23 protein-coding genes are annotated in these 26,396 nt (G+C 73.4%); 13 read left to right on the forward strand and 10 right to left on the reverse strand.

Annotated elements, in window-relative coordinates:
* Positions 1 to 57: 57 nt before the first annotated feature.
* The 3 genes from K7C98_RS22750 to K7C98_RS22760 form a co-directional block, all read right to left on the reverse strand.
* Positions 58 to 384 carry a hypothetical protein gene (locus tag K7C98_RS22750; protein WP_224193835.1) on the reverse strand — a complete coding sequence of 109 codons (327 nt, stop codon included), beginning with the start codon at positions 382 to 384 and terminating at the stop codon, positions 58 to 60.
* Between the two features lie 131 nt (positions 385 to 515).
* The gene (locus tag K7C98_RS22755) at positions 516 to 1,013 is read right to left on the reverse strand and encodes a hypothetical protein (protein ID WP_224193836.1); all 498 of its coding nucleotides are present in this window, start codon (positions 1,011 to 1,013) and stop codon (positions 516 to 518) included.
* Between the two features lie 168 nt (positions 1,014 to 1,181).
* On the reverse strand, positions 1,182 to 1,748 hold the full coding sequence (locus K7C98_RS22760) for a hypothetical protein (protein ID WP_224193837.1): 567 nt from the start codon (positions 1,746 to 1,748) through the stop codon (positions 1,182 to 1,184).
* 147 nt (positions 1,749 to 1,895) lie between these two features.
* Here K7C98_RS22760 and ndk point away from each other — a divergent pair, with 147 nt between their 5' ends.
* From ndk to K7C98_RS22780, 4 genes are all read left to right on the forward strand, one after another.
* Complete coding sequence (gene ndk / locus K7C98_RS22765; protein ID WP_224193838.1) at positions 1,896 to 2,315, forward strand: nucleoside-diphosphate kinase; 420 nt, start codon at positions 1,896 to 1,898, stop codon at positions 2,313 to 2,315.
* 96 nt (positions 2,316 to 2,411) lie between these two features.
* Positions 2,412 to 3,575: a 23S rRNA (adenine(2503)-C(2))-methyltransferase RlmN gene (rlmN, locus tag K7C98_RS22770; RefSeq protein ID WP_224193839.1), complete on the forward strand. Its 1,164-nt coding sequence runs from the start codon at positions 2,412 to 2,414 to the stop codon at positions 3,573 to 3,575.
* 80 nt (positions 3,576 to 3,655) lie between these two features.
* Complete coding sequence (locus K7C98_RS22775; protein WP_224193840.1) at positions 3,656 to 8,146, forward strand: protein kinase domain-containing protein; 4,491 nt, start codon at positions 3,656 to 3,658, stop codon at positions 8,144 to 8,146.
* Between the two features lie 57 nt (positions 8,147 to 8,203).
* Complete coding sequence (locus K7C98_RS22780) at positions 8,204 to 8,446, forward strand: helix-turn-helix transcriptional regulator (RefSeq protein WP_224193841.1); 243 nt, start codon at positions 8,204 to 8,206, stop codon at positions 8,444 to 8,446.
* Between the two features lie 40 nt (positions 8,447 to 8,486).
* Here the strand turns inward: K7C98_RS22780 and K7C98_RS22785 are convergent, their stop codons facing one another.
* A complete protein-coding gene (locus K7C98_RS22785) occupies positions 8,487 to 9,488 on the reverse strand; it encodes a TonB family protein (protein WP_224193842.1) in 1,002 nt (333 codons plus the stop codon).
* Positions 9,489 to 9,546: 58 nt separating this feature from the next.
* On the opposite strand from K7C98_RS22785, the gene thyX reads away from it, so the two are divergent.
* Positions 9,547 to 10,440: an FAD-dependent thymidylate synthase gene (gene thyX / locus K7C98_RS22790; protein ID WP_224193843.1), complete on the forward strand. Its 894-nt coding sequence runs from the start codon at positions 9,547 to 9,549 to the stop codon at positions 10,438 to 10,440.
* 81 nt (positions 10,441 to 10,521) lie between these two features.
* Here thyX and K7C98_RS22795 read toward each other — a convergent pair whose 3' ends face one another.
* The 3 genes from K7C98_RS22795 to K7C98_RS22805 all read right to left on the reverse strand — a co-directional run bounded on the left by K7C98_RS22795 (position 10,522) and on the right by K7C98_RS22805 (position 14,241).
* Positions 10,522 to 11,835, reverse strand: a complete 1,314-nt coding sequence (locus K7C98_RS22795; RefSeq protein ID WP_224193844.1) for a multiheme c-type cytochrome — start codon at positions 11,833 to 11,835, stop codon at positions 10,522 to 10,524.
* A 582-nt stretch (positions 11,836 to 12,417) separates the two neighbouring features.
* The gene (locus tag K7C98_RS22800; RefSeq protein WP_224193845.1) at positions 12,418 to 12,669 is read right to left on the reverse strand and encodes a hypothetical protein; all 252 of its coding nucleotides are present in this window, start codon (positions 12,667 to 12,669) and stop codon (positions 12,418 to 12,420) included.
* Between the two features lie 330 nt (positions 12,670 to 12,999).
* Positions 13,000 to 14,241, reverse strand: coding sequence for a hypothetical protein (locus tag K7C98_RS22805; protein ID WP_224193846.1), 1,242 nt, complete (start codon positions 14,239 to 14,241; stop codon positions 13,000 to 13,002).
* A 324-nt stretch (positions 14,242 to 14,565) separates the two neighbouring features.
* On the opposite strand from K7C98_RS22805, the gene K7C98_RS22810 reads away from it, so the two are divergent.
* Together K7C98_RS22810 and K7C98_RS22815 are read left to right on the forward strand one after the other, a co-directional pair.
* A complete protein-coding gene (locus tag K7C98_RS22810) occupies positions 14,566 to 15,177 on the forward strand; it encodes a hypothetical protein (RefSeq protein WP_224193847.1) in 612 nt (203 codons plus the stop codon).
* A 261-nt stretch (positions 15,178 to 15,438) separates the two neighbouring features.
* Positions 15,439 to 16,065: an SOUL family heme-binding protein gene (locus K7C98_RS22815; RefSeq protein WP_224193848.1), complete on the forward strand. Its 627-nt coding sequence runs from the start codon at positions 15,439 to 15,441 to the stop codon at positions 16,063 to 16,065.
* 6 nt (positions 16,066 to 16,071) lie between these two features.
* On the opposite strand, the gene K7C98_RS22820 is transcribed toward K7C98_RS22815, so the two are convergent.
* Positions 16,072 to 16,680: a methyltransferase family protein gene (locus K7C98_RS22820; protein ID WP_224193849.1), complete on the reverse strand. Its 609-nt coding sequence runs from the start codon at positions 16,678 to 16,680 to the stop codon at positions 16,072 to 16,074.
* 269 nt (positions 16,681 to 16,949) lie between these two features.
* Here K7C98_RS22820 and K7C98_RS22825 point away from each other — a divergent pair, with 269 nt between their 5' ends.
* From K7C98_RS22825 to K7C98_RS22845, 5 genes are all read left to right on the forward strand, one after another.
* Positions 16,950 to 17,462, forward strand: coding sequence for a MerR family transcriptional regulator (locus K7C98_RS22825; protein ID WP_224193850.1), 513 nt, complete (start codon positions 16,950 to 16,952; stop codon positions 17,460 to 17,462).
* 56 nt (positions 17,463 to 17,518) lie between these two features.
* Complete coding sequence (locus K7C98_RS22830) at positions 17,519 to 18,601, forward strand: efflux RND transporter periplasmic adaptor subunit (RefSeq protein ID WP_224193851.1); 1,083 nt, start codon at positions 17,519 to 17,521, stop codon at positions 18,599 to 18,601.
* The gene (locus K7C98_RS22835) at positions 18,598 to 21,666 is read left to right on the forward strand and encodes an efflux RND transporter permease subunit (RefSeq protein ID WP_224193852.1); all 3,069 of its coding nucleotides are present in this window, start codon (positions 18,598 to 18,600) and stop codon (positions 21,664 to 21,666) included. The genes K7C98_RS22830 and K7C98_RS22835 overlap by 4 nt, the downstream gene beginning before the upstream one ends.
* Entirely contained in the window at positions 21,663 to 22,346 is a 684-nt protein-coding gene (locus K7C98_RS22840) for a response regulator transcription factor (RefSeq protein ID WP_224193853.1), read from the forward strand. The genes K7C98_RS22835 and K7C98_RS22840 overlap by 4 nt, the downstream gene beginning before the upstream one ends.
* A 106-nt stretch (positions 22,347 to 22,452) precedes the next feature.
* Positions 22,453 to 23,814 carry a sensor histidine kinase gene (locus K7C98_RS22845; RefSeq protein WP_224193854.1) on the forward strand — a complete coding sequence of 454 codons (1,362 nt, stop codon included), beginning with the start codon at positions 22,453 to 22,455 and terminating at the stop codon, positions 23,812 to 23,814.
* Here K7C98_RS22845 and K7C98_RS22850 read toward each other — a convergent pair.
* Positions 23,790 to 24,104 (reverse strand): hypothetical protein, encoded by a 315-nt coding sequence (locus K7C98_RS22850; protein ID WP_224193855.1) that lies wholly within the window; start codon positions 24,102 to 24,104, stop codon positions 23,790 to 23,792. The genes K7C98_RS22845 and K7C98_RS22850 overlap by 25 nt on opposite strands.
* Before the next feature lie 60 nt (positions 24,105 to 24,164).
* On the opposite strand from K7C98_RS22850, the gene K7C98_RS22855 reads away from it, so the two are divergent.
* Positions 24,165 to 25,610, forward strand: a complete 1,446-nt coding sequence (locus K7C98_RS22855; RefSeq protein WP_224193856.1) for a hypothetical protein — start codon at positions 24,165 to 24,167, stop codon at positions 25,608 to 25,610.
* 26 nt (positions 25,611 to 25,636) lie between these two features.
* On the opposite strand, the gene K7C98_RS22860 is transcribed toward K7C98_RS22855, so the two are convergent.
* Positions 25,637 to 25,927, reverse strand: a complete 291-nt coding sequence (locus tag K7C98_RS22860) for a hypothetical protein (RefSeq protein ID WP_224193857.1) — start codon at positions 25,925 to 25,927, stop codon at positions 25,637 to 25,639.
* Positions 25,928 to 26,396 lie beyond the last annotated feature (469 nt).

The raw sequence follows: 26,396 nt of genomic DNA on the forward strand, positions 1-26,396 counted from the left end.
AGGACATGTTCGACGGACCGTCGGCGGGTCACGTGCGACCCGCTCGCCCCCTCGCGCTCAATCGATCTCGCCCGACCCCGCGACAGGCTGCCCGGCCGCGAGCGCCACCCGCTCTCGCATGCGCCGCCGGACGTGGCGCTCGAGCGCCCCGAGCGTCAGCAGCGGCCCGGCCGCGCCGACCAGCGCCAGCAGCCACAGCGGGCTGCCGATCAGCGCGACGCCGACGAGGACGGCCCACACCCCGGCGACGATGCCCACCATCCAGCCGGCGTGACGCCACACCTCCGGCTGGTTCCAGAACCGGAGCGTCGGCAGCAGGCCGAGCTGCGGGCGATCGAGGTAGACGGGCGCGCACGGCGGCTTGGACGGGATCAGGTCGGGCATCGCAGCACATCCTACCCGCCCCGCCACCGCGCGTCTTCCGCGGGGCGACGCGCGGCCCCGCGCTTCAACCTAATTGATAAGCCATGTCCTCGAGGACATTATCATCAGGACATGGCTTATCGAGCCTGCCCTCAGAGCCATGCTCCGATGGTCAGCACCAACGACGCCCGCAACTGCCACTCGCGCCCGCGGATCTGCACGGCGTCGATCGCCAGCTCGCCGCCCATCAGCAGCCGGCGGTCGAGGCGGCCCCAGCCCCCGAGCCCGCCGCCGACGTGACCGCCGTGGTCACCGGCGGGCGGCGCGAGGATCGACGTCCGGGGGCTGATCTCCCTCGCGCGGTTGCTCTGCCGCGAATAGCCGCCGCGAGCCGACACGAACGCGAACACCCGCGGTAGCGCCAGCCCGAGCCGCAGCTCCGGCCCGGCGGCGAGGAGGTGCTGGCGAAAGCCCGGGTGCTCGCGCAGGCGCGGGAACAGGTCGTAGCCGAAGCGGAGCCCGAGCCCCGCGCCGAACCGACCGTGCGTATTGTACAGGCCGAGCGCCGCCCCCGTGGCCAGCCCGACCCCCTCGCGCTGGCTCGCCAGCCCGACCGGCGCGGCGACCACGTAGCCGCGCAGGCAATTCATCGTCTGTCTCTCGGACCAGGTCGGGCAAGGCTCCGGGGCCCTTGCGGGCGTCGGGCTCGCCGCGAGGATCATCGCCAAACCGAGGATCATGCCGCCAGGGTGGCGCAACTCGGCCGGGCCCGCAAGTCGGCCACATGACCTCCGAGACATGTCCGTTCAGACACGCGCTCACAGCCACGAGCCGAGCATCAGCGACAGGAACAGCGTCTCGGCGACGCCCTTGCCCTCGAACTGGACCATGTCGATCACGCCCTCGGCCCCGAGCAGGAACCGCCGGCCGACGCGGCCCCAGATCCCGACGCCGGCGCCGTAGTGGTAGGCGTGGGCGGGGCCGCCGAAGTCGAGGCGGGCGCGGCCGGCGTCGAAGCGGTGGGTGTAGCCGCCGCGGAACAGCATGTAGCCGAACGCCCGACGGTTGACGGCGCCGAGGCGCAGCTCGGGCGAGGCGTGGAACGAGCGGTCGAAGCCGTGCGCGCGGCGGTCGACCATCTCGTAGGCGGCGCGCAGGCCGAACGCCAGCGCGAACCCGTCGAAAGCCCGGAACGCGCCGGCCGAGCCGCCGACCGCCCCGCCGATGTGCCCGGTGGACAGCACGAACGCGGCCGGGTCGACGCGCAGGTAGCCGCGCGTGCAGCCCATCGCCTGTCTCTCGCGCCAGACCGGGCACGGCGCCGACGCGGCCGCCACCGCCGGGAGCAGCCCGATCGCAAGCCCCAACGTGGCCGCCCAGCGCATCGACCGGCAACTGTGACCGCACTCGTACCCGCGGCAATTGTCGCCCGCAGCGGCAGCGACACGCCGCACAGGCGACAATTGCGCCCCGTCACGCGCCCGCCTCTTTACGCCCCGCGCGCCTCTGCTAGCCTGCGCGCCACGAATCGCATGCAACGCACCTTCGCCATCATCAAGCCTGACGCCGTCGCCGCCGGTCACCAGGGCGGCATCCTCGCCGCGCTCCAGGAGGCCGGTCTGCGCCTCGTGGCCATCAAGAGCCTCCGCCTCTCCACCGCCCAGGCCGAGGGCTTCTACGCCGTCCACTCGGCGCGCCCGTTCTTCCGCAGCCTCGTCACCTTCATGACCGAGGGTCCGGTGGTCGCCATGGTGCTCGAGGGCGAGGACGCGATCGCCCGCTGGCGCAACCTGATGGGCCCGACCGACGCCACCAAGGCCGGCAAGGACACCCTCCGCGGCCGCTTCGGCACCAGCATCGAGCGCAACGCCACCCACGGCTCCGACGCCCCCGAGACCGCCGCTTACGAGATCGGCTTCTTCTTCAGCGGCCTCGAGCTCGCCGGCCTCTGACGTCACGGGCCTCCGGCCCTGCTCCGCCACCCCCACGGGCCTCCGGCCCGTTCGCCCCACGGGCCTCCGGCCCTGACCGTCCCCCCCACCTGTCCCATGAGCCAGCTCGTCGCCATCCGCGGTCCAGCGCGCGGGATCCCCAAGGAGGGCCCGCCGAACCTGCGCGACCTCGATCGCGAAGGCCTGGCCGCCTGGCTCTCGGGACATCTGGAGGGCGCCCCGCGCCACCGCGCCGGCCAGCTGTTCCGCTGGTTGCACGGCCGGCGCGTCTCTGACTTTTCGGCCATGTCCGACGTGCCAGCCGCCGATCGGGCCCGCCTGGCCGCGCAGGCCACGCTGCGCCGGCTCGACGTCGGCGCGGTGCTGCAGGCCCGCGACGGCACGCGCAAGCTGCGGCTCGTCACCGGCGACGGCCAGTCGATCGAGAGCGTGCTGATCCCCAACGACGAGCGCGGCTACACCCAGTGCGTCTCGTCGCAGGTCGGCTGCGCGCTGACGTGCCGGTTCTGCGCCACCGCCAGCCTCGGCTTCCAGCGCAACCTCGCCACCTGGGAGATCGTCGACCAGGTCTACCAAGCCCAGGACCTGCTCGCGCGCGATCCCGGCGAGTACGCGCCGCGGATCACCAACATCGTGTTCATGGGCATGGGCGAGCCGCTGCACAACTACAACCAGGTGCGGCGAGCCGTCGAGCTGCTCACCGACCCCGACGGCGCCGGCCTGGCCGCCCGGCGGATCACGATCTCCTCCTCGGGCCTCGTCCCGGCGATCGAGCGCTTCGCCGGCGACCCGCTGGCCAAGGAGGTCGGCCTGGCGATCAGCCTCAACGCCACCACCGACGCGGTGCGCGACGAGGTCATGCCGATCAACACCCGCTGGAACATCGCCGCCCTGCTGGCCGCGGTCCGCTCGGTGCCGCCGCACCGCCGCCGCTACGTCACCTTCGAGTACGTCCTGCTCGCCGGCGTCAACGACAGCGACGACGACGTGCGCCGGCTCGCGGCGCTGGTCGGCGACATCCGCTGCCAGATCAACCTGATCCCCTTCAACCCCCATCCGCACGCCCCCTACGGCCGGCCGAGCCCCGCCCGCGTGCGCCGCTTCCTCGACCTGTGCCGCGCCGCCGGCCTGCGCGCCTACGTCCGCACCCCGCGCGGCGACGACATCGGCGCCGCCTGCGGCCAGCTCGCGCTGTCCGGCAAGCAGGGCGCCCAGCAGCCTTCGGGACATGTCCCCGGCGACATGTCCTCCACGCCATAGAGCTCCAGTGCGCGCGGGCGCGGCCGAATCCGCGCGGCCGCGCCGGCGCAGGCCCGTGGTAGTCTCGCCTCCGACACGTCGTGGTCGACCCCGGCGACATCCGCACGAGGCCTCCCGGCGCGCCGGAGCTGGCCGAGACCACGGCCCCGCCGGCGCGTCCGCACGATCCGCTGGCGACCGTCGTCAACGCGACGCCGCCGTGGGAGTCGGCCGCCCCGGCCGGGCGCGACGGCGGCGACCCGCCGCGGATCGGCCGCTTCGTGGTCCTGCGCGAGGTCGGGCGCGGGGCGATGGGGGTCGTCTACGCCGGCTACGACGACGAGCTCGACCGCCGCGTCGCGCTCAAGCTGGTCCAGACCGGCAGCCACGACGACCCCTCGCTCGGCCGCGCCCAGCTGCTGCGCGAGGCCCAGGCGCTGGCCCGGCTGATCCACCCCAACGTCGTCGCCGTGCACGAGGCCGGCGAGTTCCACGGCGCCGTCTTCATCGCCATGGAGTACGTCGACGGCGTCGACCTCCAGCACTGGCTGGCCCACAAGCCCCGCAGCTGGCGCGAGGTCGTGGCCGCCCTGCGTCAGGCCGGCGAGGGCCTGCGCGCCGCCCACGAGGTCGGCCTCATCCACCGCGACTTCAAGCCGAGCAACGTCCTCGTCGGCGCCGACGGCCGCGTGCGCGTGGCCGACTTCGGGCTCGCCACCCGGCGCGGAAGGACAGGTGCTTCAGGACATGTCTCTGGGACCATGTCCTCGTCGACATCCCCGGCCCTGGTCACCCTGGCCGGCAGCGGCGCGCTGGTCGGCACGCCGGCGTACATGGCCCCGGAGCAGCTGCGGCGCGAGCCGGCGACCGCCGCCAGCGACCAGTTCGCGTTCTGCGTCACGCTGTGGGAGGCGCTCTACGGCCGCCGGCCGTTCGCCGGCGACAGCCTCGAGAGCCTCGCCGAGGACGTGCTGCGCGGCCAGCTCTCGCCCGCCCCGCCCGACCCGCGGGTGCCGGCGTGGGTGCACGCGCTGCTGCTGCGCGGCCTCGCCGTCGACCCCGCGCGCCGGTTCCCCGGCCTCGGCGAGCTGCTCGACGCGCTCGCCCACGACCCCGAGGCCGAGCGCCTGCGCCGGCGCCAGCGGCTGCGCCAGATCGCCGTCGCCGTGGCCGCCACCGTCGTCGTCGTCCTCGGCGGCGTCGCGGCCACCCGCGCGCTCGTCCGCGCCGCCCACGAACGCCGCGCCGAGGCCCGCCTCGACGCCCTGCGCGAGCAGTCCGCGCAGCTCACCGCCGCCGGCAAGCGCGACGAGGCCGCGCGCCTGTTCGCCGCCTTCGTCGCCCTGCCCGACAACCGCGGCACCGCGGCCCTCGCCGCCGCCTTCCGCGAGTGGGGCGACGCCCAGACCGACCCCGCCGCCGCCATCGACGCCCACGCCGGCGCCTACATCGCCGCGCGCACCCCCGCCGACCAGGCCGCCGCCCTGCGCAGCCTCGCCATGCGCCTGGCCGACAGCGGCGCCTTCGCCGAGTCGGCCGCCGCCCTCGCCGCGCTCGACGCCCGCGCCCCCGAGCTCGCCGGCGACCCCGAGCTCGCCAGCCTGCGCGTCGCCGCCGCCCTCGACCGCCGCGACCTCCCGGCCGTCCGCGCCGCCCTCGACCGCCTGCCGGCCGGCGACCCGAAGAGGACTTACGGACATGTCCTCGAGCACCTGTCCACAGGGGCAGCCATCCCGCGCGCCGCGATCGGCCACAGCCTGGCCCGGGCGCACGTGTTCCAGCTCGACGACCTCGACGGCGACGGCCGGCCCGAGCTCGTCACCGCCTCCGACCTGCGCGGCAGCGCGGTGGTGCTGCGCGCCGACGCTGCCCTGACCCGCCTCGCCGAGGTGCCGCTGAAGCAGCAGGACGTCGCCCCGCGCCTGCTCCCGCCCGCGCTGGCTGACGTCCCGCTGCTCATGCTCGGCACCCCCAACCCCGACGGCGCCGGCGACAGCAAGATCCGCTACGGCCTCTACCCGACCACCGGCGGCCCGCCGGTGTACGAGTGGGCCGACAGCAAGGTCATCGGCAGCGCCGTCGCCGACCTCGCCGGCACCGGGCGCTTCGCGCTCTACACCGGCAGCGGCCCCTACGCCCGCAAGCTGCGGCGGATCGACCGCGACCCCGCCGGCGCGTGGCGCAGCGGCCCGGCGCACCCGCCCACCGACGCCGTCACCTCCGACATCCACACCGTCGCCGCCGGCGACGTCGACGGCGACGGCCGCCCCGAGCTGGTCGTCGTCACCGGGCCGTGGACCGGCTACGACGTGCGCGTGCTGAAGGCCGGCGACGACGGCGAGCTGCGCCAGCTGGCCCGCCGCAGCTTCGGCTTCATCGAGACGATCGCGCTGCTGCGCGGCGGCAGCGAGCTGCGGATCGCCGCGGCCAAGCGCGACGTCTACGACAACGCCGGCCGCTTCTCCGAGGCCGCCCCGTTCGGCGAGCCGGCCGGCGTGTACGTCCTCGCGGTCGTCGGCGAGACGCTCGAGATCCGCCAGTTCTTCCCGCTCGGCGGCCCCGACAAGGGTGACGCCGCCCGCCAGCTCCACGCCGCCGACCTCGACGGCGACGGCACCCAGGACCTGCTCGCCGAGGCGCCCTACCAGCTCGCGCTGTACCGCGGCGGCGAAGACGGCCTGATCGAGCCGCTCGAGCTGCCCGGCTTGGCGCTGCTGGCCGCCGCCGACTTCGACGACGACCGCGAGGCCGAGCTGCTGGTGCGCGCCACCGGCCACCCCGACGACTATCTGATCCTCGGCGCCGGCGACGTCCCGCTCTCGCAGGTCCCGCGGCCCGCCCCCGCGGCCCGACCGATCCGCCCCGACCTCGACGACCCCGCCATCGCCGACGCCTGGCAGCACGCCGAGGAGCTGGCCGCGATCGGCCTGCCGCGCCGCAGCGCCGCCGAGCTGGCCACCATCGCCCGTCTCTCAGGACATGCCCATGAGGACATGCTCCTTCGGGCAGCCGACCTCTACGCCGCCGCCGCCGACCACGCCGCCGCCGCCGAGCACTACCTCGCCGCGGCCGGCCGCCCCGACCTGGCCGACGCCGCGCTCGCGGGGGCGATCCGCAGCCGCCGCGCGCTCGGCGAATTCGCCGACGCGCAGCAGCTCGCGGCCCGCCGCGCCGCCCTGCCCGGCCTCGACCTGCGCGTGCGCAACGAGGCCGAGGCCGAGCTGGCCGCCCTCCGCCGCGCCACCGCCGAGCGCCCGCGCTTCGGCCTCCGCTTCGACCGCCCGCTCGACCCCGCCTGGCAGATCGGCGACCCGCTGGCGTTCGCCCGCCGCGGCGGCGCCGGCAGCCTGTCCCTTCAGACATCCACCGACCCCGTCATCGCCGAGTACCCGCTCGAGTGGGACGGCGGCACCATCGCCATCGCCGTCGAGGCCGCGTTCGAGCACCTCGAGTGGGGCACCGCCGTGACGATCGCCCTCACGGCGCCCGACAGCGACGACGTGTACCTCGGCGTCCGCTTCGAGGCGCGCGAGCGGTCCGAGCGCCCGGTGCAGGCGATCTCCGCCGTCACCGGGCCGAACGGCGGCGAGCAGTACCACGCGCTCCAGCCCGGTCCGGGCCGCCGCGTCCGCATCGAATTCAGCCACTACCCCGACCTCGGCGTCCTCCGCGTCGAAACCAGGCAGGGCGACGGCGAACCCGTGCGCTCGCTGGACGCCATCAGCCCGAAGACCCCGCCGCGCGGGCCGCTGCGCCTGCGCATCCTCAATAAACCTGTCCAATCGGACAGCACCTCGCGGGTCGACGTGTTCGCCGTCGATCTCGTCGGCCTGCGCGCCGGCGGCCCGCCGCCGCCCGCCGGCGCCGACGAGTGGCACGAGGTCGCCCGCCTGATCGCCGAGGAGGAGATCGATCCGGCGCTGCAGCGCCTCGCCGGCGCCCCGGCGGCCAGCGCCGCGGATCTGTGGCGCATCGACCTGCTGGCCCGCGCCGGTCGCATCGACGAGGCCGCCGCGGCGCTGCGCGGCGCGCTGACCGGCCTCGCCGAGGACCACCCGTTCCACGCGCGCCTGCGCCAGCGACTCATGCGCGACCCCGACAACTTCGTGCTCGCCGCCAGGGACGCCCTCGGGCCCGCGCTCTACGACATCCTGCTCGACTTCCAGCGCCTCGAGTACACCTGGACCCCGGCCCGCGTCCGCTTCCACCTCACCGACCTCGCCGCGCTGCCGCTCGCCCCGTCGGCGAAGGCCGGTCCCGAGGCCCTGCAGCACCACCGGCACGCCCTGCTCCTGCGCGGCCTCGCCTGGCAGCGCGCCGGTCGCGACGACCTCGCCGTGCGCGACCTCGAGGCCGTCGTCCCGCTGCTCGTCGACGAGCCCGCGATCGTGCGCATGTACGTGCTGCGCCGCCTGCTCGAGAGCAGCATCCGCCTGCGCGACGCCAGGCGTGCGCGCCGCTGGATCACCGCCGCGCTCACCGAGTCGCCCGCCGGCGAGATCCTGCTCGAGACCATCCGCAAGCGCCCCGGCGTCGCGGCGCTGTTCACCCCCGCCGACTGGGACCGCTTCGAGGCCGTCGCGCGTCGCTGACGGTTGTTGCCGGTCGCCGCGCCCGCCGGCTAATGTGGGATAGAGGAGGAGACCGCGATGGGGAAGGTCCGGGCCGCCGGCCCGCCGAAACTGGAGAGCGAGTCGCCGCTGCTGACGGCCGACGACCTCGCCGTGTGGTTCCACTGCTCGCGGCGGGCCGTCTACGACCGCGTCTTCCGCAACCAGATCCCCGGCGTGGTCCGCCTCGGCCGGCGCCTCTACTTCGACCGCGTCACCATCCAGGAGTGGCTCAAGCGCCGACTGCTCGCCGCCCCGCGCGACGACCTCGAGTTCCACTGAGCCGCAGACATGTCCCTCCGGACATATCGCTCGCAATTAACTAATGCGAGTAGCGGAAGATCCGCCCGCCGCCCTTCTCGAACTCGAGGCGGAAGCCGAAGCCGAACTCGATCAGCCCCGTGCGCGGGTCGATCAGCTGCGGCGGCGGGTTGTTGAACGGCGCCGCCGCGCGGATCGCCCGGATCGCCTCCTCGTCGAGGAAGTCGAGCCCGCACGAGCTGTCGGTCGAGATCCCGTTGACCGACCCGTCCGGGTTGAGCTTGATGAACAGGCGAGTGACGCGGGGGATGGTGCCGTACTTGGTGCCGCTGGGGTCGCGCGCCCGGTGGACCTCTTCGGGCCGCCAGCGATCGGCCACCGCGTCGCGGATCCGGTTGAAGAACGACGCGTACTTCCAGCGGCGCGAGTTCAGCATGTTCTCGGCGCCCTCGGGGACGTCGTCGTCGATGCTGTCGAACGTGCCCGCCTGGCCGAGCGCCCGCTCCATCGCCCCGGGCGTGCCGCGCAGGCCGGGGTTGCCGCCGGGCGAGGTGCGGCCCGGGGACAGCGGCAGCGGCCCGAGCGGGCCCGGATCGACCTGCGGGCCCTCCGGCTGCTGCCCCTCGGCGAGGCTCGGCGCCTGCGGGCGCGACGGCCCCTTCACCTGCGAGTTGTCGGCGTCGGGGCGGCCCGGCAGGAGCGGCAGCCCGCCCGGCGTCGGCCGCACGTTGGGCGCGCGCGTCTCCTTGTCGGTCGACTGGTCGAACTCCGACACGTACTTGGCGTCGTCGGGCACCGACTCCTTGCGCACCCGGTCCTGCTTGATCAGCCGGCCCGACTGCTCCGGCGGGCGCGGCTGCGCCTCCGGCTCCGGCGGCGCCTCCTCCTCCGGAGGCACCAGCGCGACCTGCATCCACCCGTCCGAGCGCGGCAACGGCGGCGCGTCCCAGCCGAGCCCGATGAGCTGGTCGCCCACCGGCCACATGAGGAGATGCACCAGCAGCGACGCGAGCAGCATCCAGACCACCAGGGTCAGGGCCGAGTTGTCGCGCTCGCGTCGCATGGTCAGGGCCCAGTATACCCGCCTCGGCCGCCACCGGCTGGGGTATACCCTGCGGCCGATGACCGTCACCGCCCGCCCGCTCTCTCCCGGCGCCGAGGCCCTCCTGGGGCGCGAGGTCCCCGTCCTCGACCTCGGCTTCGTCCAGCCGATCGACTACATGGGCAACGACATCGACATCGTCCAGGCCGCCCGGGTCAGCTACGGCCCGTCGACGCGCAAGGTCCACGACGACCGCGGCCTGCTGCGCTACCTCATGCGCCACCGGCACACCACGCCGTTCGAGATGTGCGAGGTCAAGTTCCGCTGCAAGATGCCGATCTTCGTCGCGCGCCAGTGGATCCGCCACCGCACGGCCAACGTCAACGAGATGTCGCTGCGCTACAGCGAGGCGCCCGACGAGTTCTACGTGCCCGCGCTCGAGCACGTCACCTTGCAGTCGACGACCAACCGCCAGGGCCGCGACGCCGAGACCGCCGTCCCGCTCGAGCTGCGCGAACGCGTGCGCGCCCTGCTCCACGCCCGCCACGACCAGCTCTACGCCGACTACCAGACCCTCGCCGGCGAGCTCGGGATCGCCCGCGAGCTCGCCCGCACGCTGCTGCCGGTGTCGCTGTACACGCAGTGGATCTGGAAGATCGACCTGCACAACCTGCTGCACTTCCTCGACCTCCGCATGGACCCCCACGCGCAGGTCGAGATCCGCCTGTTCGCCGCCGCGATGGCCGACTTCGTCCGCGCGTGGGTCCCGCTGTCGTGGGAGGCCTTCGTCGACTACCGCCGCGAGGCCCTGCCCCTCACCCGCCTCGAGGCCCAGGCCCTCGCGCACATGCTCCGCGGCACCGACGCCGACGAGGCCGCCGCCGCCGCCGGCCTCGCCGGCCGCGAGCTGCGCGAGTTCCACGACAAGGTCGCCCGCCTGCGCGCGCTCGGCGAGTCAAAGCCTGGCACTTAGGACATGTTCTGCGGGGCATTGTCTCGCAGACATGTCGCACAGGACAGCCGACGCGAAGCGGCCGCAGCCCCGCGCCCGTCGTCATCGCGGCCGCAGCTCGACGCCGGCGACGTCGCGCGAGACCTCGTGCACCTCGAGCCTGGCGGCGTACTCGTCGAGGCCGAGGGCCCGCAGCGCCTCGGGGGAGAAGGCGCGGAACAGGACGCGCGCCTCCACCGAGAGCGGCCCTCGCCCCGCGCTCGCGGTCGCGACGCGCAGCCGGAACACCCGTTCGCGCAGCGGTTCGATGGCGTTCGACACGTGCTCCGTCGCGCGCCAGGGCAACAGGACCCGCCGGCCGCGCGCGTCGACGAGGACCGAGCCGAGCTGCAGCAGTTCGGAGCCGCGCGGCTCTCCCCTCGCGTCGAGCGTCCCGGTGGCGAACACGACGCGACCGTCGCCGTCGCGGACGACCACCTCGACCCAGGCCTGGCGATTGAAGGTCGAGCCGGTGGGGAAGTTGTGGGCGGAGATGTTGTTCTTGACGGTGATGTCGAGGTCGACCTCGTCGCCGGCGCGCACAAACGCCGGCGCCGCGATGTCGACCCGCGCCGCCCCGGCGAGCAGCCGCTTGACCTCCACGCGCAGCGCCGCCTCCTCGTCCTTCGTGACGAAGCCCTCCAGGAGCGGGATGCCGGCGCCGATCCAGGTGTGCCGGTGCAGCGTCCGCGTGGGCCCGCCGGCCACCGCCTGCCCCTCGTAACGCGGCATATGGCAGTCCTGGCATTGCACGCCGACCGCCGCGGCGGGCGACTCCTGCCATTCGGCGTACGGGCGCTCCAGCACGAGGCCGCTCGCCTCGCGGAGGTCGTGGCACCCCGCGCAGAAGGCCGAGCCCCCGTGGAGCGGCGAGAACTGCGATTCATGGAACGAGCCGCCGAGCGGCGCGGCGATGGTGCCGCGCATCGGCCCGTCGGGATCGAGCACGTGCCCGCTGTTGAACGGACGGGCCAGAGACGCCGCCTTGTGACAGCTCTCGCAGGTCACGCCCTCGAGCGTGATCGGCTGCAGATCGGCGAATTCGAAGCCCGCCACGATGTCCCCGCCGCGGGTGCCGATCGGGCTGTGGCACTGCAAGCAGAACTTGTCCTGCTCGCCGGCGTAGTTCTCCTGCCGGATCGCCACGAACGCGCGAAACACCGGATCTTTCATCGCATAGGCGTGGGCCGACGCGGCCCACTCGGCGTAATGGGCCTGGTGGCACACACCGCAATCCTCCGCCGAGGCGAAGCTGTCGAGCGCGACCGTGGGCACCCGCGGCATCGACAGCTCGTCGGACAGCAGACCGTCCGAGCCGCTCGAGCCGTCGCCGCAGCCGAGCGGAATCAGAGTCAGGATCAAGCGGAGCGGTTTCATGCGGCCCTGGGGGATCGACGCCGATCCGCGCCGAGTTGTCGGGATGACCGCGCCAGATGTAGCACCCGCCCATTTGCGGGCAACGGACGCGCCAGCCGCCGGTGAGGGCCGGCACGGCGCGCCATTCGCCCGAGCACACCGAATGTCCCGATGGACATACGAAACAAACGGCGAATGCCGGCGGGCATATGCAGGGAGACACTTCGGCCCCGAGGAGACCTGCCCATTTATGACACATCATTGGCGAGCGCGTGAATGCGCTCGCCTCGAATGTCATGAGCACCTCTCGGTACACCCGAATCCGGGCCGCGAAACAAACGATGGCGCCTCGCCGTTCGCCGGCCGCCGCTCGCGCTGCGCGTCCGGGCCAGCGCGCCGATCGTGCCGCTCGGAGCGCGTCGCCGTGACGCGCCCGTCGCTCCGGGACGGCTCGCTGCGCCACAGCTGCGCCCAATCACCCACCCAGGCGCTGCGTGCATCAGGCTCGCGGCCGCCGCCTGGTCGAGTTCGGCGCACCCCGACGGCGAGCGACGAGACCCGCGCGCGGATCTGGCTCGCATGGACATGTCTTTTCGAGCATGTCTACCAAGGCATGTCGGTGGCCGAGCGCGCCCTCGCGGGCGGACGCTCGCCGCGGTCGTCTCCGGCTGCATCGTGGCCGGGGCGCGGGCGCTCCGCGAGCACGACGTCGAGGTCGACATCCGGTGTCGGCTCGATATCGGTCAGCGGCAACATGTCGTCGGCCGCGTCCTCGTCGATCTCCTCGAGGTCGTCGCAGGCGACGGTGAGGAGGACGATGAGCAGCGAGAGGGGGCGGAGAAGGAGACGGGGCATGATCGTGGGCTCCAGACGGGTGGTGCGCGACGAGAGGCCCGGGATCGAGCTCCCTCGCATCGCGTCGGCGGATGTTCAGCAAGCGATGTGCCAGCGGCTCTCCCCGCAGGCACGCGCCGGTTCGCGGGTGGCCCGTGTTCGGACGTGGGATCCGCGTCCGGTCGTGGGACAGCCCGCGCCGCAGTCATCGGCGGTGCTCGTCTCGATGGCGGCCCGCCGCGGAGCGACGGTCGCAGTGGCGCCGAGATCGGCGCACAAAGGACATGTCTATCAAGACATGTCCTCCTCAACATTTTTATAAGGACATGTCTCTCACGACATGCCCAGCGTTCATCGCCGCGCTGCCCGCCCGCGCCGCCGTCCGAGCGCCAGCAGCAGCAGCCACGCCCAGCCGCCCAGCCCGGCGCCCGGCGTCGCGGCGCAGCCGCACCCGGAGTCCCCGAGGACATCGTCCTCGCCGGGCTCCGCCGGCTCGTCCGGAGTGTTCGTCCCGCGCATGCACGAATGGTTGGGCTCGAACGGCTCCTCGCTGGCCGTCTCCGCGGGCACGGCAGTCCACGCGAGCTCGATCTCGTCGCTCAGCGCGCCGAGCTGCGCCCGCAGGATCGCGCGGCGCGGCTGTACCTCCGTCGGCGGGGGCACACACTCGTCGGTGATCGCCGTGTACTCCGGCGGCACCCCCTCCTCCACCGGACTGAGCGCCAGCTCCCCCTCGACCAGCGACCACGCCACGGGAGCGCCGTAGATCACGTGCCCCTCGCCGTCGCGCACGATCGCCCGGGCGACGAACGGTGCATCGCCGAAGTACGCCGCGACGATCTCGAGCGACGCCGCCTCCTCGGCGGGCGTGGCCACCACCTCGGCCAGCGGAAGCAACTCGTCTCCGACCTCGAGGGTCATCACGCTGTGTTCGCCGGGGCCGATGCTGACCAGCCACGACGAGTTGATGTTCTCGGAGCGCGGCAGCTCGCGCGCTGGGCCGCCGTCCCGCGACTCGGAGGCGAGGCCTTGCGCGGGGTCCCAGGCGACGAGCTCCCCCGCCGCGTCGATCACGTTGATCGGGAACGAGACCTCGACCCCGGGGACGAGCCGCAGCGGCTCGTCGACGGCCGGGATCAGGTCCGCGGGCAGCGGCCCGGCGCTCGTCAGCCAGCGGAGCGCGGAGCGCTCGAGGTGCCACTCGAATCCGGCGCGCATCGCCTCGCCCGGCACGACCTCGATCTCGAACCGATCGGCCACCAGGCGGTCGGCGATGTCGGGGAAGGGACAATCCGCGCGCGGGGTGAAGTCGATGCGCAGCGGGCCGAGCTCCTCGAGCACCATGCAGTCCCCCTCGTGGACCGGCACCCCCGCGATCGTCGGGTCGAAGCACGCCGCCGCGTCCGGCGGGAGTACGTTGTGCTCAGCGACGTCCATGAGCTGGAACTTGAAGCACGCCTGCGAGCCCAGCAGCGCTCGCACGCTGGAAGGCGTGTGCACGTTGGAATAGAACAGCGGCGACAGCACCACGCGGATCTGCTCCTGCTCGGTGTTGCCCTCGATGCACCCCGCCAGCAGGAGGCAGGCGGGCATAAGCCAGTGGTAGTTTGATCGAAGCATACCCTTCCAGGTATTCCCGGCGGCCGACCAGAAGTCAACCGCGCCTCTGCCCCCCGTGGCCGCAGGCGACCTGGAACCGGCGACCCGCCCGTCTCGGACCGCGCCGGATGACAGCGACGTCGCGGTCCGAACGTATCCATCCATCCGTCGCGCCGAACCACGAGCACTGAGGACATGTCCTCAAGGACATGTCCTGCCGGTCGCAGGTGCGCCACGCGGGCGAAAAGGCCCCCCGCGCGGCCTGTCTGGACCGTTTCGCCCCGACTGACTATCGTCCACCTCGGACGGAGGAGCGGCATGACGAAGGGCGCGCGGGTGACGGCGATGGTGGTGGGCAGCCTGGTGGTGTTGGCGATCGCCTGCGTCGTGCTGGTGAAGCTCGACATCCGGTGCTTGCCGGCGCCGCTCTACCCGCCCGACATGCCGGGCGACCGGTCCAACCCCAAGCTGGTGGCGATGTTCAACGAGCAGATCGACGGGCTCGAGCGGGGCGAGCTCGACGCGGATTGGTTTCCAGGCATCATCCCCGAGGCCGCCGCCAACGCCCGCACATGGTTCGGCGAGGTGCGCGAGTTCGTGACCCACTGCCGCTACGGCGCCTCGAACAAGTTCAACTGGTTCATGTACGACCTCACGCTCGCCGGCGGCCAGGTGTTCGCCGACCAGACCGCCAGCACCGACCGCTGCAGCGACGAGTACCAGACGGCCATGCGCGTCACCTTCGACGCCGGGCGCGTGGTCGACGTGAAGACCGACGGCTCCGAGCTCGAGCGCCCGCTGGACAGCGCCCAGGCCGCCGTCGCCCGCACCCTCAAGGCGCTCATCAGGCGCGACATGGACGCGCGCCCCGGACGCTACTTCAAGCCTGCCCCCGTCGGGCCGACCCCCGCCGAGCAGTGGGCGCAGTGAGTGTCCTACAAGACATGCCCGAACGGGCATGTCCTTGAAAACATCCGCGCGCCCCCCACCGATCGTGACATCGACCCACGATCGCGCCCGCTCGCAGCGCACCTGGCGCACGCCCGGATGAGCCCGGCGTCCCGGCGATCGTCGCTTTCGAACAGGCCGCCGACAACAGCGTGCACAGCGACCGCGCGAGCGCTCCTCGTCGCGACGCGGTTGCCCGCGCGGCGGATCGTCGTAGACAGCAGCGCGAGGGGGGACCCCGCCGTGATCAGCAAGCTACCATTCACCGAGATCCTCAAATCCGTCCCCGGCTTCTTCGGCATCCGCCTCGAAGAGCAGCCGAAGTACGCGGTGATCGAGACGATCGACGAGGACGTGGAGATCCGCGAATACCAGCCGGCGCTGCTCGCCCGCCTGACGATCGAGGGCGAGCACGACAAGGCCGTCGACGAGGCCTTCGACCGCCTGGCGCGCTACATCTTCGGCGAGAACAGCCGAAACCTGCGCATGTCGATGACGATCCCGGTGCAGCAGCACCGCGAGGGCGAGCGCCTGGCGATGACCAGCCCCGTCCTGCAGAAACAGGGCGGCCGCGGCTGGACGCTCGCGTTCTTCCTCTCCAACGACCTCTACACCTCCGAGGCCCCGCGACCCGACGACCCCGCGATCGAGCTGGTCCACGAGCCCACGCGCACGATCGCCGCCGTGCGCTACCGCGGCAACTCGTCGGAGGACAAGCGCGAGCAGTCGCGCCAGCGGCTGCTCGCCGCGCTCGCCAACCACCCGCGCTGGCGCGTCGACGAGGACGTGTTCTGGGCCCAGTACGACGCCCCGTTCACCCTCCCGTTCGCCAAGCGCAACGAGGCGATGGTCGAGGTCGTGCCGCGCTGACCTCCATCAGCGCGCGAGCAGCCCGAGCCCCGGCACGAAGCGCCCCACCCGGGCCGCGTAGGCGCGGTACTTCCCGCCGTGCACGCGCAGCAGGTGCGGCTCCTCGACCAGGCGAACCTGCAGCTCGACCGCGACCAGAAGGCACGCCAGCGACGCCAGCGCCAGCGGGTTCGGCAGCACCACCACCAGCGCCGCCGCGGTGAACAGCATGCACGAGAAGATCGGGTTGCGGACCAGGGCGAACGGCCCCTCGGTCACCAGCTCGGTCCGTTCGTCGCCGCGCACCCCGATCCGCCACGAGCGGCCCATGCTGGTCTGCGCCGCGTAGGTCGCCGCGATCCCGACCAGCGCCGCCGCGCCGCCGAGGATGAATTGCCCGGGCCCGACGTCCGGCGTGGCCACCCAGCCGAGCAGGCCGGCGAGCGGCGCCATCACGCTGAGAAGCACCCCGACGACGAACAGCGCCCCGCCCCACCACTCCGCCGAACCTGTCCTTCCAGACAGACCGTGGAAGCCGGTCGAGCCGGTCGCGCGCACGTGCCGGTACGTGCGCAGGCCGAAGGCGACGGCGTAAAAGCCGAGGATCAGGAGCAGGGCGACGACTTCGAGGTGCATACGAATTCCTCGCGCCCCAATCTGAAGCCTGCAGTCACTACAGGGTCAAGCGAAGAACGTCACGCCGCCCCCCGGGCAGCACCCTCACCGGCGGCGGAGCGCGAGATCGGCAGCTCGCGCGCCCCCGCGTCCCACCCGCCCCGGACCGCGAACCATACCTTGTAGCGACTACAGGGGTACGAGCGAGCCCGCCGCCGCCGCTGCGCGCGAGGTGACGCACGTGCCGCCGCGTCGTGACAGCCGGGCGGGCGCGGAGCAAGCTGCGGGGCATGGCGCGAGACGACGAGCAGATGACCATCGGGGCGCTCGGGCAGGCGACGGGCGTCGGCGCCGAGACCATTCGCTACTACGAGCGGATCGAGCTGCTGCCGCAGCCGGCCCGCACCGCCGGGGGCTACCGCATCTACCGGCCGGAGCACGTCCGCCGCCTCAACTTCATCCGTCGCAGCCGCGAGCTCGGCCTCAGCATCGAGGACGTGCGCGAGCTGCTGTCGCTCGCCCGCGATCGCCTGCGCCCGTGCGCCCGCGTCGACCGGCTCGTCCGCGATCACATCCACGACCTCGACCACAAGATCGACGACCTCCAGAAGCTGCGCGCCGCCCTGCAGCGCCTGGCCGACTCCTGCCGCGGCGGCGGTCGCGTGTCCGAGTGCCGGATCCTCGAGGCCCTGCAGGAGGCCGAGGAGACCCTCGCCGAGCCCGCCGTCCCGTGCGCCGAGGAGGAGTGCGTCGAGCGCCGCGCCGGCGACAAGGCCAGGGCCCGGCGCGAGCGCCCCGCCTGAGAATCTTCTCAAGATCGTCTCAAGTTCGCCGGCCGGGCCCGCGCTACGCCCGGGGCATGCTGCGCCGGGTCGCCGCGATCTCCTGCCTGGCAGTCTCGCTCTCGTGCATGTCTGAAGAGACATGCCCTGAGAGACAGCCAAATCGTCAGCCCGCGAGCACGCCGAGCGCGTGGGTCGAGGTCACCGCGCCGCAGGACATCTCGCTGCTGCAGGCGGCCGCGCGGGTGGTCCTCGCCGGCGATCGCCAGGCCGTGATCCGCCCGCTGTACCGGGCCCGGATCGCCCGCTTCCACGTCCAGGCCGGCGACCGCGTGCGCGTCGGTCAGCCGCTCGTCGACGTCGTCATGCCCGAGGTCGTCGTCGCCGCCGCCGACTACCGCGGCGCGCTGCTCCGCGGCGCCGCCCAGACGGCCCGGCGCGACAAGCTGACGCAGATGCGCCGCGAGGGCCTGGTCGCCGAGCGCGACGTCTTCGAGGTCGCGACCCGCGCCGCCGAGGTCGAGCAGCAGGCCCTCACGGCCGCCGCCACCTTGCGCGCCGCCGGCATCGACCCCGCGCGCTCGCGCGAGCTCCTGCGCAAGCCCGAGGTCACCCTCGCCAGCGCCACCGACGGCGTCGTCCGCGAGCTCAACGGTCGCCTCGGCGAGGTCATCGAGGGTCAGGGTCCCCCGATCGCCGTCGTCGTCGGCGAGGGCCCGCCGCGCGTCGAGGCCCGCTTCCTCCGCGCCCCGCCGGCGGGCGCCCGCATGCGCTTTCACGCCGTCGACGGCAGCGTGTGGGACCTGAAGCCCGAGCCGCTCGCGCGCACCGTCGAGGCCGACGACGGCGCCGTCGTGTTGTGGTTCGAGGCCGAGGGCGAGCACCTCGCCGCGCCCGGCCTGCGCGGCACCGTCGAGGCCTCGAGCGACGAGCCGGGCGTCGTCCAGGTCCCGGCCGGCGCGCTGCGCCGCCGGGGCGACGCCCTGATCGTCTACCGCCGCCGCGACGGCGACGTCGCCGCGGTCCCCGTCGAGCTGCTCATCGCCTCCGGCGCCTCCGCCCTGGTGCGGCCGATCGATCCCGCGCAGCTGGCCGCGGGCGAGCGGGTCGCCGAGGACGCCCTCGCCCACGAGCGCGCCCACGCGGAGGCCGGCGCGTGATCGAGGCTCTGGTCCACGCCTCGGTGGTCCACCGCCGCGCCGTCCTGTGGATCACCCTCGTCGCCGCGGTGCTGGCCGCCGTCGTCGCCGCGCGCCTGCGCTTCGACGCCCTGCCCGACGTCACCACCAACCAGGTCCTCGTGCTCACGCGCGCCACCGGCCTCACCCCCGAGGAGGTCGAGCGCCTGGTGACGCGGCCGATCGAGATCGGCCTCGGCGGGATCCCCGGCATGGTCAAGCAGCGCAGCGTCTCGCGCTACGGCATCTCCTCGATCACCGCGATCTTCGACGACGACGTCAGCCCCTTCCTCGCCCGGCAGATGGTGCAGGAGCGGCTCGCGCTGGTCGGCGATCGCCTGCCCGAGGACGTCGAGGCGCCCGAGCTCGGCCCGCTGACCGGCGGCCTCGGCGAGATCTTCCACTTCACCGTGCGCTCGCCCGAGCGCACCCCGGCCGAGCTGCTCGAGCTCGTCGAGCTGCGCCTCGTCCCGCTCCTGCGCGCGGTCGAGGGCGTCGTCGAGGTCAACACCTGGGGCGGCGAGCGGCGCACCCTCGACGTCGTCGGCCGGCCCGACGCCATGGCGCGCTGGGGCATCACTCTCGGCGCGCTCGAGTCCGCCGTCGTCGCCGCCACCGGCACCGCCGCCGGCGCCAGCCTGGCCGATGGGACAGATCAGGTCTTGCTCCGCGGCGTCGCCCGCCCGACCACCCCGCACGAGCTCGGCAGCGCCCTCGTGCGCCCCGCCGCCAGCGGCGAGCCCGGCCTGCGGGTCGCCGACGTCGCCGACGTGCGCTGGGGCAGCCTGCCGCGGATCGGCGCCGCCACCTTCAACGGCGAGGGCGAGACCGTCTACGTCATGGTCCAGATGCTGCGCGGCGCCAACGCCCTCCAGGTCATGGAGCGGCTGCACGCGCGCATGGCCGACGTCACCGCCGCCTTGCCCGAGGACGTCGCCGTCGACCTCGTCTACGACCGCGCGAAGCTCGTCTCGGCCACCCTCGCCACCGTGGCGAAGAACCTGCTCGAGGGCGGCCTGCTCGTCGTCGTCGTCCTGTTCGCCATGCTCGGCAGCTTCCGCGCCGGCCTGCTGGTCGCGCTGGTGATCCCGCTGTCGATGTTGTTCGCGCTGGCCGGCATGGCGCTGCTCGACATCCCGGGCAACCTCATGAGCCTGGGCGCGATCGACTTCGGGCTGCTCGTCGACGGCGCCGTGGTCATGGTCGAGGCCGTGTTCTGCGGGGCCGTCGGCGCCGCGCTGTCCCCGAACAAGGTCGGCGAATTGACGCGCGGCGTGGCCCGCCCGGTGTTCTTCTCGGTCCTCGTGATCTTGCTGGTCTACGTCCCGATCGTCACGCTCACCGGCGTCGACGGCAAGATGTTCCGGCCGATGGCCGCCGCGGTGATCATGGCCTTGCTCGCCGCCCTGATCCTCGCGCTCACCTTCGTCCCCGCGGCCGCGGCGGCCGTCCTGCGCACCAGGGACATCCCCGCCCGCGAGCCCGCGCTCGTCCGCCTCGCCGAGCACGCCTACGCCCCCGTCCTGCGCGCGGCCACCCGCGCCCCCGTCGTCGTCGCCGCCGCCGCCCTCGCCGCGCTGGTCCTCGGCGGCTGGCTGTTCAGCCGCACCGGCGCCGCCTTCGTGCCCCAGCTCGACGAGGGCGACCTCGTGATCCAGACCGAGCGCGCCCCCAACATCTCGCTCGAGTCGGCCGTGCGCGAGGCCACCGCGATGGAGCAGGTCCTGCTCGGCGCCGTCCCCGAGGTCCGCGCCGTCGTCGCGAGGATCGGCTCGCCCGCGGTCGCCACCGACATCATGGGCATCGAGCAGGCCGACGTGTTCATCGAGCTGGCGCCGAAGTCCGACTGGCGCCCCGGCCTCGACAAGGACGCCCTCGTGCAAGAGATCGACGCCCTGCTGGCCGCCCGCGCCCCCGCCGACGTCGTCGTCTTCACCCAGCCGATCCAGATGCGCTTCAACGAGCTGCTCGGCGGCGCCGTCACCGACGTCTCGCTCAGCATCTTCGGCGACGACCTCGCGCAGCTGCGCGACCTGGCCGAACAGACAGCCGCCGTCATCGCCGAGCAGCCCGGCGCGGTCGACGTGCGCATCATGGCCCCGCCCGACGTCGCCGTCGCCGAGGTCCGGCCGAAGATGCTCGCCGCCGGCAGCCACGGCATGGTCGCCGACGACGTCCTGCGCGTCGTCCAGGCCATCCGCACCGGCATCACCGCCGGCCACACCTACGTCGGCCCGCTGCGCCTGCCGATCCGGATCCGCCTCGGCGAGCCGCCGCAGGCCGAGCTGCTCGCGCGCGTCCCCGTGCCCACCCCCGACGGCGCCCTCATCGAGCTCGAGCACCTCGCCACCGTCGAGCAGCGGCCCGCCGCCAGCCTCGTCAACCACGACGACGCCCAGCGGCGGATCGTCGTCGGCTTCAACGTCCGCGGCGCCGCGCTCGGCGACGTCGTCGAGGGCCTCAAGGCCCAGCTCGCCGCGCGCGTCCCGCTGCCCCGCGGCACCCGCTCGGTGTGGGGCGGCCAGTACGAGTCGCTGGCCGAGGCCCGCGCCCGCCTGGCCTGGGTCATCCCCGCCGTCGTCGCCGCGATCTTCGCCGTCCTCCTGCTCGCCTTCCGCCGCCTGCGCCCGGCCGCCCTCATCTTCACCCACGTGCCGTTCGCCTGCGTCGGTGGCATCCTCGCCCTGACCTTGCGCGGCCTCCCCCTGTCGCTGTCCGCCGCCATCGGCTTCATCGCCCTCAGCGGGATCGCCGTGCTCAACGGCGTCGTCCTCCTGTCGCAGATCGATCAGCTGCTCGCGCAGGGCCTCGGCCCCAGGCGCGCCGCGATCGAGGCCGCGAGGTCGCGCATGCGCCCGGTCCTCATGACGGCCTCGGTGGCCGCGCTCGGCTTCGTGCCGATGATGCTCGCCACCGGCACCGGCGCGGAGGTCCAGCGCCCGCTCGCCACCGTCGTCGTCGGCGGCCTCGTCTCCTCGACCTTGCTGACCCTCGTCATCCTCCCCGCCCTCTACCCGTTCTTCGCCGGCAGGAGCGTCGAGGCATGAGGCTCCTCGTGGTCGAGGACGACGAGCGCCTGCTGCAGCTGCTCCAGCGCGGCCTCGGCGAGGAGGGCCACCTCGTCGACGCCTGCACCACCAGCAGCGACGCCCTCGGCCAGGCCCAGACGATCGCCTACGACGTCGTCCTGCTCGACTGGATGCTGCCCGACGGCGACGGCCTGTCGCTGCTCCGCGCCTGGCGCAGCCGCGGCGTCGACACCCCCGTCCTCATGCTCACCGCCCGCGGCACCGTCGGCGAGCGCGTGCTCGGCCTGCGCACCGGCGCCGACGACTACCTCGTCAAGCCGTTCGACTTCAGCGAGCTGCTCGCCCGCATCGAGGTGCTCGCGCGCCGCCGCGGCGGCGAGGTCATCCAGCTGCGCGCCGGCGACGTCAGCCTCGACACCCGCCAGCGCGCCCTCGTCCGCGGCGACAGGGAGGTCGCCCTCACCGCCCGCGAGTTCGCCCTGTGCGCCCTCCTGTTCCGCCGCGTCGGCGAGGTCCTCACCCGCTCCGAGCTGCTCGCCGCCGTCTGGGGCCCCAACTTCGACGGCGAGCCCAACGTCCTCGACGTCTACGTCGGCTACCTGCGCCAGAAGCTCGCCCAGCTCGGCGACGACGTCCCCACCATCCGCGCCCAGCGCGGCGTCGGCTTCCGCCTGCTCCCCGGAGGCGCCGGCCGGTGAATCGCAGCTGCACCTCGGGACATGCCCCCGAGCACATGTCCTATCGACCATGTCTCATCGAGCATGCCCGCGACGACATGCTCGAAAATACGGGAGGCGCCGCGCCATGAGCCTGCGCCGCCGCCTGCTCGTGTTCGGCGCCCTGCTCCCCGCCGCGCTGCTCGCCCTCGCCCTGTTCCTCATCGGCCTCGTCCTCGACCACCTCCTGCTCGAGTCCGTCGACCGCGGCCTCACGTTGCAGGCCGCCAGCGAGTCGGTGAGCCTGTTCGATCGGCCAGGCCAGGACGCCCACCTCCACTTCGGCGACTCCGCCCTCGTCGCCGACCTGCAGCGCCTCCACCACCAGGGCGCGCTCTACGGCCCCGACGGCGCCCGCCTGCTCGCCTACCCCGCCGACACCGTCGCCCCCGAGCGGCTCACCGCCGCCGACGTCACCCGCGCCCCCGCCCTGCAGACCCGCGCGATCGCCCCTGGCGAGCGGATCCGCGAGCTCGCGCTCGCCATCGACTCGCCGCGCGGCGAGCCCCACGCGATCTGGCTGGCCGTCTCGCTCGCCTCCAACGACGCCGCCCTCGCCGCCTACGCGCGCGCGGCCGGCCTCATCGGCGCCGCCGTCACCGCCCTCATGCTCCTCCTGCAGATCGCCCACGCCCGCGGCCTCGTGCAGCGCGTCCAGTCGCTCCACGCCCACATGCAGCGCCTGCAGGACGGCGACTTCTCGACCTTGCCGCCGGTCGACCGCGGCACCGACGTCATCGCCAGCCTGCGCGACGCCATCGCCGACGCCACCGACAAGCTGCGCACCGCCTCCGAGCTGCAGCACCGCCTCGTCGCCGACGCCGCCCACGAGCTGCGCACCCCGCTGACCGCCATGCGCATGGAGATCGACGTCACCCTCCGGCGCGAGCGCTCGCCCGAGCAGCTCGTCGACGCCCTCACGCGCGTGCGCACCGAGGTCGACCGCCTCGGCGAGCTCGCCAGCAAGCTGCTCGCCATGGCCACCCTGCGCCGCGCCGAGTGGGAGCGCGTCCCGATCGAAGCCGTCGCGGCCGTGCGCGCCGCCCTCGACAGCCACCGCGCCGTCGCCGAGCCGCGCGCGATCGCCTTGCAGCTGCACGCCCCGGAGCTCGCCCCGATCCGCGCCAACCCCGGCCCGCTGCGCCAGGCCGTCGACAACCTGCTCGCCAACGCCATCAAGTTCGCCCCGCCCGGCACCGCCGTCGACGTCACGATCCGCGACGGCGACAACCAGCTCGAGATCCTGGTCGAGGACCGCGGCCCCGGCGTCCCGCCCGAGCACCAGGAGACCATCTTCGCCCCGTTCCGCCGCCTGCACCGCGGCATCGACGGCGCCGGCCTCGGCCTCGCCATCGTCCGCGAGGTCGCCGAGGCCCACGGCGGCCACGCCTGGGTCACCCCCCGCCCCGGCGGCGGCGCCTGCTTTCACCTCGTCATCGCGCGCGCCTGAACCAGCGACAGCGGCAGCGACGCCTCTAGCAGCGAGAACCAGGGGCGCGGACGTGCCGCCGATCCCGCACGGAGCTGGCCGTCATCCAGCTCGCCATCGTCCGCGCGGTCCTCGACGGCCCGCATCGGCCTGTGCGGGTGCGTCCCGGCAGGCGCCTGCATTCCCGCGTCCTCGCGCACGCCGCGGACCCGCAGCGCGTGTCGTGAAAACCGTGCCCGCGCGCGGGTGAGCGCGCGGATGCACGCGCCTTCCACCGGACAACCGCCCGGACGATCGGAGAGTAATTCCACCCGTCTTCCGAGTAGGATCGCGGTTCATTGAGTAGGAAGAAACTTTCGATGAGCCAACCAATGCACAGCTCCATATGTCTCGGTGTCCTCCTGGCCACGGTCCCGTTCGCGTGCGGAGACGCCGGCGGCCGAGCCACCGCGTCCGACAGCGCGGGTCCCACGGCAGGCAGCGTCGGCACCGGCACCAGCGAGAGCGGCAGCGACAGCGACAGCGACACCGTCACGGCCGGCAGCGACGGCCAGAGCGCGGGCAGCTCGACCACCGGCGTGCCGACGACCTCGGACGGCACGGGCACCGCGACCGCCACCACCGGCGACGTCACCACCACCACCACGACCACGGGCGTCAGCGCCACGACCAGCGACACCAGCACGAGTGGTTCGACGACCGGGCCCAATTGCGACGACATGGGCGGTGGTGGCGACGCGCTCTCGGTGATCTGGATCGCCAACTCCGGCGAGGGCACCGTCTCCAAGATCGACACCAAGACCGGCCAGGAGCTCGGCCGCTACCGCACGCGCGCCGACGCCGGCGGCTCGCCGTCACGGACCTCCGTCAATCGCCACGGAGACGTCGCCGTCGCCAATCGCACCGGCGGCGTGACCATGGTGATCGCGCGCAAGGAGCGTTGCATCGACAAGAACAACGACGGCGTCATCCAGACCTCGACCGGCGGCGCCGATCTCCTCGCGTGGGGCGAGGACGAGTGCGTCGGCTGGCACACCGCGCTCGCCCACGGCGACAACCGCCCGGTCGCCTGGACCTCCGGCACGCTCAACCCGCAGACCTGCGAGTGGGAGAACCTCGACGTGTGGACCGGCTGGTCCGACGTGGCCCCCGGCACCGCCGTCGTCGCGCTCCTCGACGGCGACGACGGCACGATCATCCAGCAAGTCCCGATCCCCGACCTCCCGCAGCCGTGGTCCGGCTGGTACGGCTTCTACGGCGCCGCCGTCGACCAGGAGAGCAACGTCTGGCTGTCGCAGCTGCAGGGCAACAACCCGCAGCCGGCGTGGCTCGTCCGCGTCAACCGCGACGACTTCACCTACGACCACTGGGAGGTCCCGGGCGAGGGCGGCTACGGCATGACCGTCACCGCCGAGGGTTACGTGTGGCTGTGCGGCCGCAGCACCCGTCGCTTCGATCCGCTGACCGCGACCTGGGCCGACGCCCCGCTGCTCAACGGCGGTGTGCACACCGGCGGCTGCATGGGCGACGGCGAGGGCATCCTCTACCGCGGCTCCTACGCGCAGATCCACGGCATCGACACCCAGACCATGCAGGTCGTCAAGACCCTCGACGTCGGCCAGCCCGGCGACGATCACATCTGGGGCGTCGCCGTCGACTTCGACGGCAAGGTCTGGGGCGTCCCGCGCAACGGCACCCGCGCCTACAAGATCGACCCCGGCACCGGCGCGACCGAGCTCGTGTTCCAGGGCCTCGTCTCCGCCTATACGTACTCCGACATGACCGGCTTCGCCCTCTTCAACGTCACCCCCGGCTGAACGCGGCGAACTCCGCACGGGGCTCGCTACCAGGCGTCGCGGGGCGGCAGCGCCTCGTCGCACGCCGCGTCGTCGGTCTCCGCGAGCCCCATGCATCGCAGCACCCGCGCACGCACGTCCTCGTACGCCAGCGACGGATCGGCCGCGAACGCCCGCCGCACGCCCGCCGCAGCCCGCTCGCGCTCGCGGAACACCACGTAGTCGACGAGGTCGAACGCGTACTCGTCCGCCGGCTCGTGCAGGAGTAGCCGGCCCGCGATGTCGCAGGCCGCCTGCGGCCCGTATTCGCCGCCCGCCAGCCAGAGGTCGAGCACCATGAGCAGCAGCTCCCGCGACCATCACGCTCTACACGGCGGTGTTCGCCCCCGAGTTCGCGTGGTCCGCCGAGGACCCGCACGAACAGCACGAACGCGAACGGCACCGCGCCCAGCACGATCAGCCCGTCGTCCATCCTGACCGCGGACGCGCCGAGGACCGCCGCGACGACCGCCGCGGCCGCGAACACGTAGACCTTGGCTCGCCCCGAGGGCTCGGGGACATCGGGGTCGCGTGCGTCGTCGCGCGTCTCGATGTGCGGGTGTCGGTCCATGGCCGCCTCCTCGCGCGCCTGCGTCGCGCAGCAAGACGGCCCGCCACGCCCGTCAGGTGCGAGATGCCTCTGCCACCCAGCGAGCCTGGCGGGCCGCCCGCAGGCGAGCAGACCCAGCCATGGCTGACACCGCCACGCCCCCGGACGTATCGCCGCCGGCACTGCTCCAAAGTACATGTTCTCGAGGACAGGACCGG

Source organism: Nannocystis pusilla (genome assembly GCF_020073745.1).
GTDB lineage: Bacteria > Myxococcota_A > Polyangia > Nannocystales > Nannocystaceae > Nannocystis > Nannocystis radixulma.

What these genes read in the sequence shown, in the direction of transcription:
- thyX (WP_224193843.1), top strand. Translation starts at nt 9,547, where the DNA reads ATGACCGTCACCGCCCGCCCGCTCTCTCCCGGCGCCGAGGCCCTCCTG.
- K7C98_RS22800 (WP_224193845.1), bottom strand. Translation starts at nt 12,669, where the DNA reads ATGCCCCGTCTCCTTCTCCGCCCCCTCTCGCTGCTCATCGTCCTCCTC.
- K7C98_RS22825 (WP_224193850.1), top strand. Translation starts at nt 16,950, where the DNA reads ATGGCGCGAGACGACGAGCAGATGACCATCGGGGCGCTCGGGCAGGCG.
- K7C98_RS22785 (WP_224193842.1), bottom strand. Translation starts at nt 9,488, where the DNA reads ATGCGACGCGAGCGCGACAACTCGGCCCTGACCCTGGTGGTCTGGATG.
- K7C98_RS22760 (WP_224193837.1), bottom strand. Translation starts at nt 1,748, where the DNA reads ATGCGCTGGGCGGCCACGTTGGGGCTTGCGATCGGGCTGCTCCCGGCG.
- K7C98_RS22795 (WP_224193844.1), bottom strand. Translation starts at nt 11,835, where the DNA reads ATGAAACCGCTCCGCTTGATCCTGACTCTGATTCCGCTCGGCTGCGGC.
- K7C98_RS22810 (WP_224193847.1), top strand. Translation starts at nt 14,566, where the DNA reads ATGACGAAGGGCGCGCGGGTGACGGCGATGGTGGTGGGCAGCCTGGTG.
- K7C98_RS22855 (WP_224193856.1), top strand. Translation starts at nt 24,165, where the DNA reads ATGCACAGCTCCATATGTCTCGGTGTCCTCCTGGCCACGGTCCCGTTC.
- K7C98_RS22840 (WP_224193853.1), top strand. Translation starts at nt 21,663, where the DNA reads ATGAGGCTCCTCGTGGTCGAGGACGACGAGCGCCTGCTGCAGCTGCTC.
- K7C98_RS22755 (WP_224193836.1), bottom strand. Translation starts at nt 1,013, where the DNA reads ATGAATTGCCTGCGCGGCTACGTGGTCGCCGCGCCGGTCGGGCTGGCG.
- ndk (WP_224193838.1), top strand. Translation starts at nt 1,896, where the DNA reads ATGCAACGCACCTTCGCCATCATCAAGCCTGACGCCGTCGCCGCCGGT.
- K7C98_RS22805 (WP_224193846.1), bottom strand. Translation starts at nt 14,241, where the DNA reads ATGCCCGCCTGCCTCCTGCTGGCGGGGTGCATCGAGGGCAACACCGAG.
- K7C98_RS22750 (WP_224193835.1), bottom strand. Translation starts at nt 384, where the DNA reads ATGCCCGACCTGATCCCGTCCAAGCCGCCGTGCGCGCCCGTCTACCTC.
- K7C98_RS22860 (WP_224193857.1), bottom strand. Translation starts at nt 25,927, where the DNA reads ATGGTGCTCGACCTCTGGCTGGCGGGCGGCGAATACGGGCCGCAGGCG.
- K7C98_RS22820 (WP_224193849.1), bottom strand. Translation starts at nt 16,680, where the DNA reads ATGCACCTCGAAGTCGTCGCCCTGCTCCTGATCCTCGGCTTTTACGCC.
- K7C98_RS22845 (WP_224193854.1), top strand. Translation starts at nt 22,453, where the DNA reads ATGAGCCTGCGCCGCCGCCTGCTCGTGTTCGGCGCCCTGCTCCCCGCC.
- K7C98_RS22780 (WP_224193841.1), top strand. Translation starts at nt 8,204, where the DNA reads ATGGGGAAGGTCCGGGCCGCCGGCCCGCCGAAACTGGAGAGCGAGTCG.
- rlmN (WP_224193839.1), top strand. Translation starts at nt 2,412, where the DNA reads ATGAGCCAGCTCGTCGCCATCCGCGGTCCAGCGCGCGGGATCCCCAAG.
- K7C98_RS22830 (WP_224193851.1), top strand. Translation starts at nt 17,519, where the DNA reads ATGCTGCGCCGGGTCGCCGCGATCTCCTGCCTGGCAGTCTCGCTCTCG.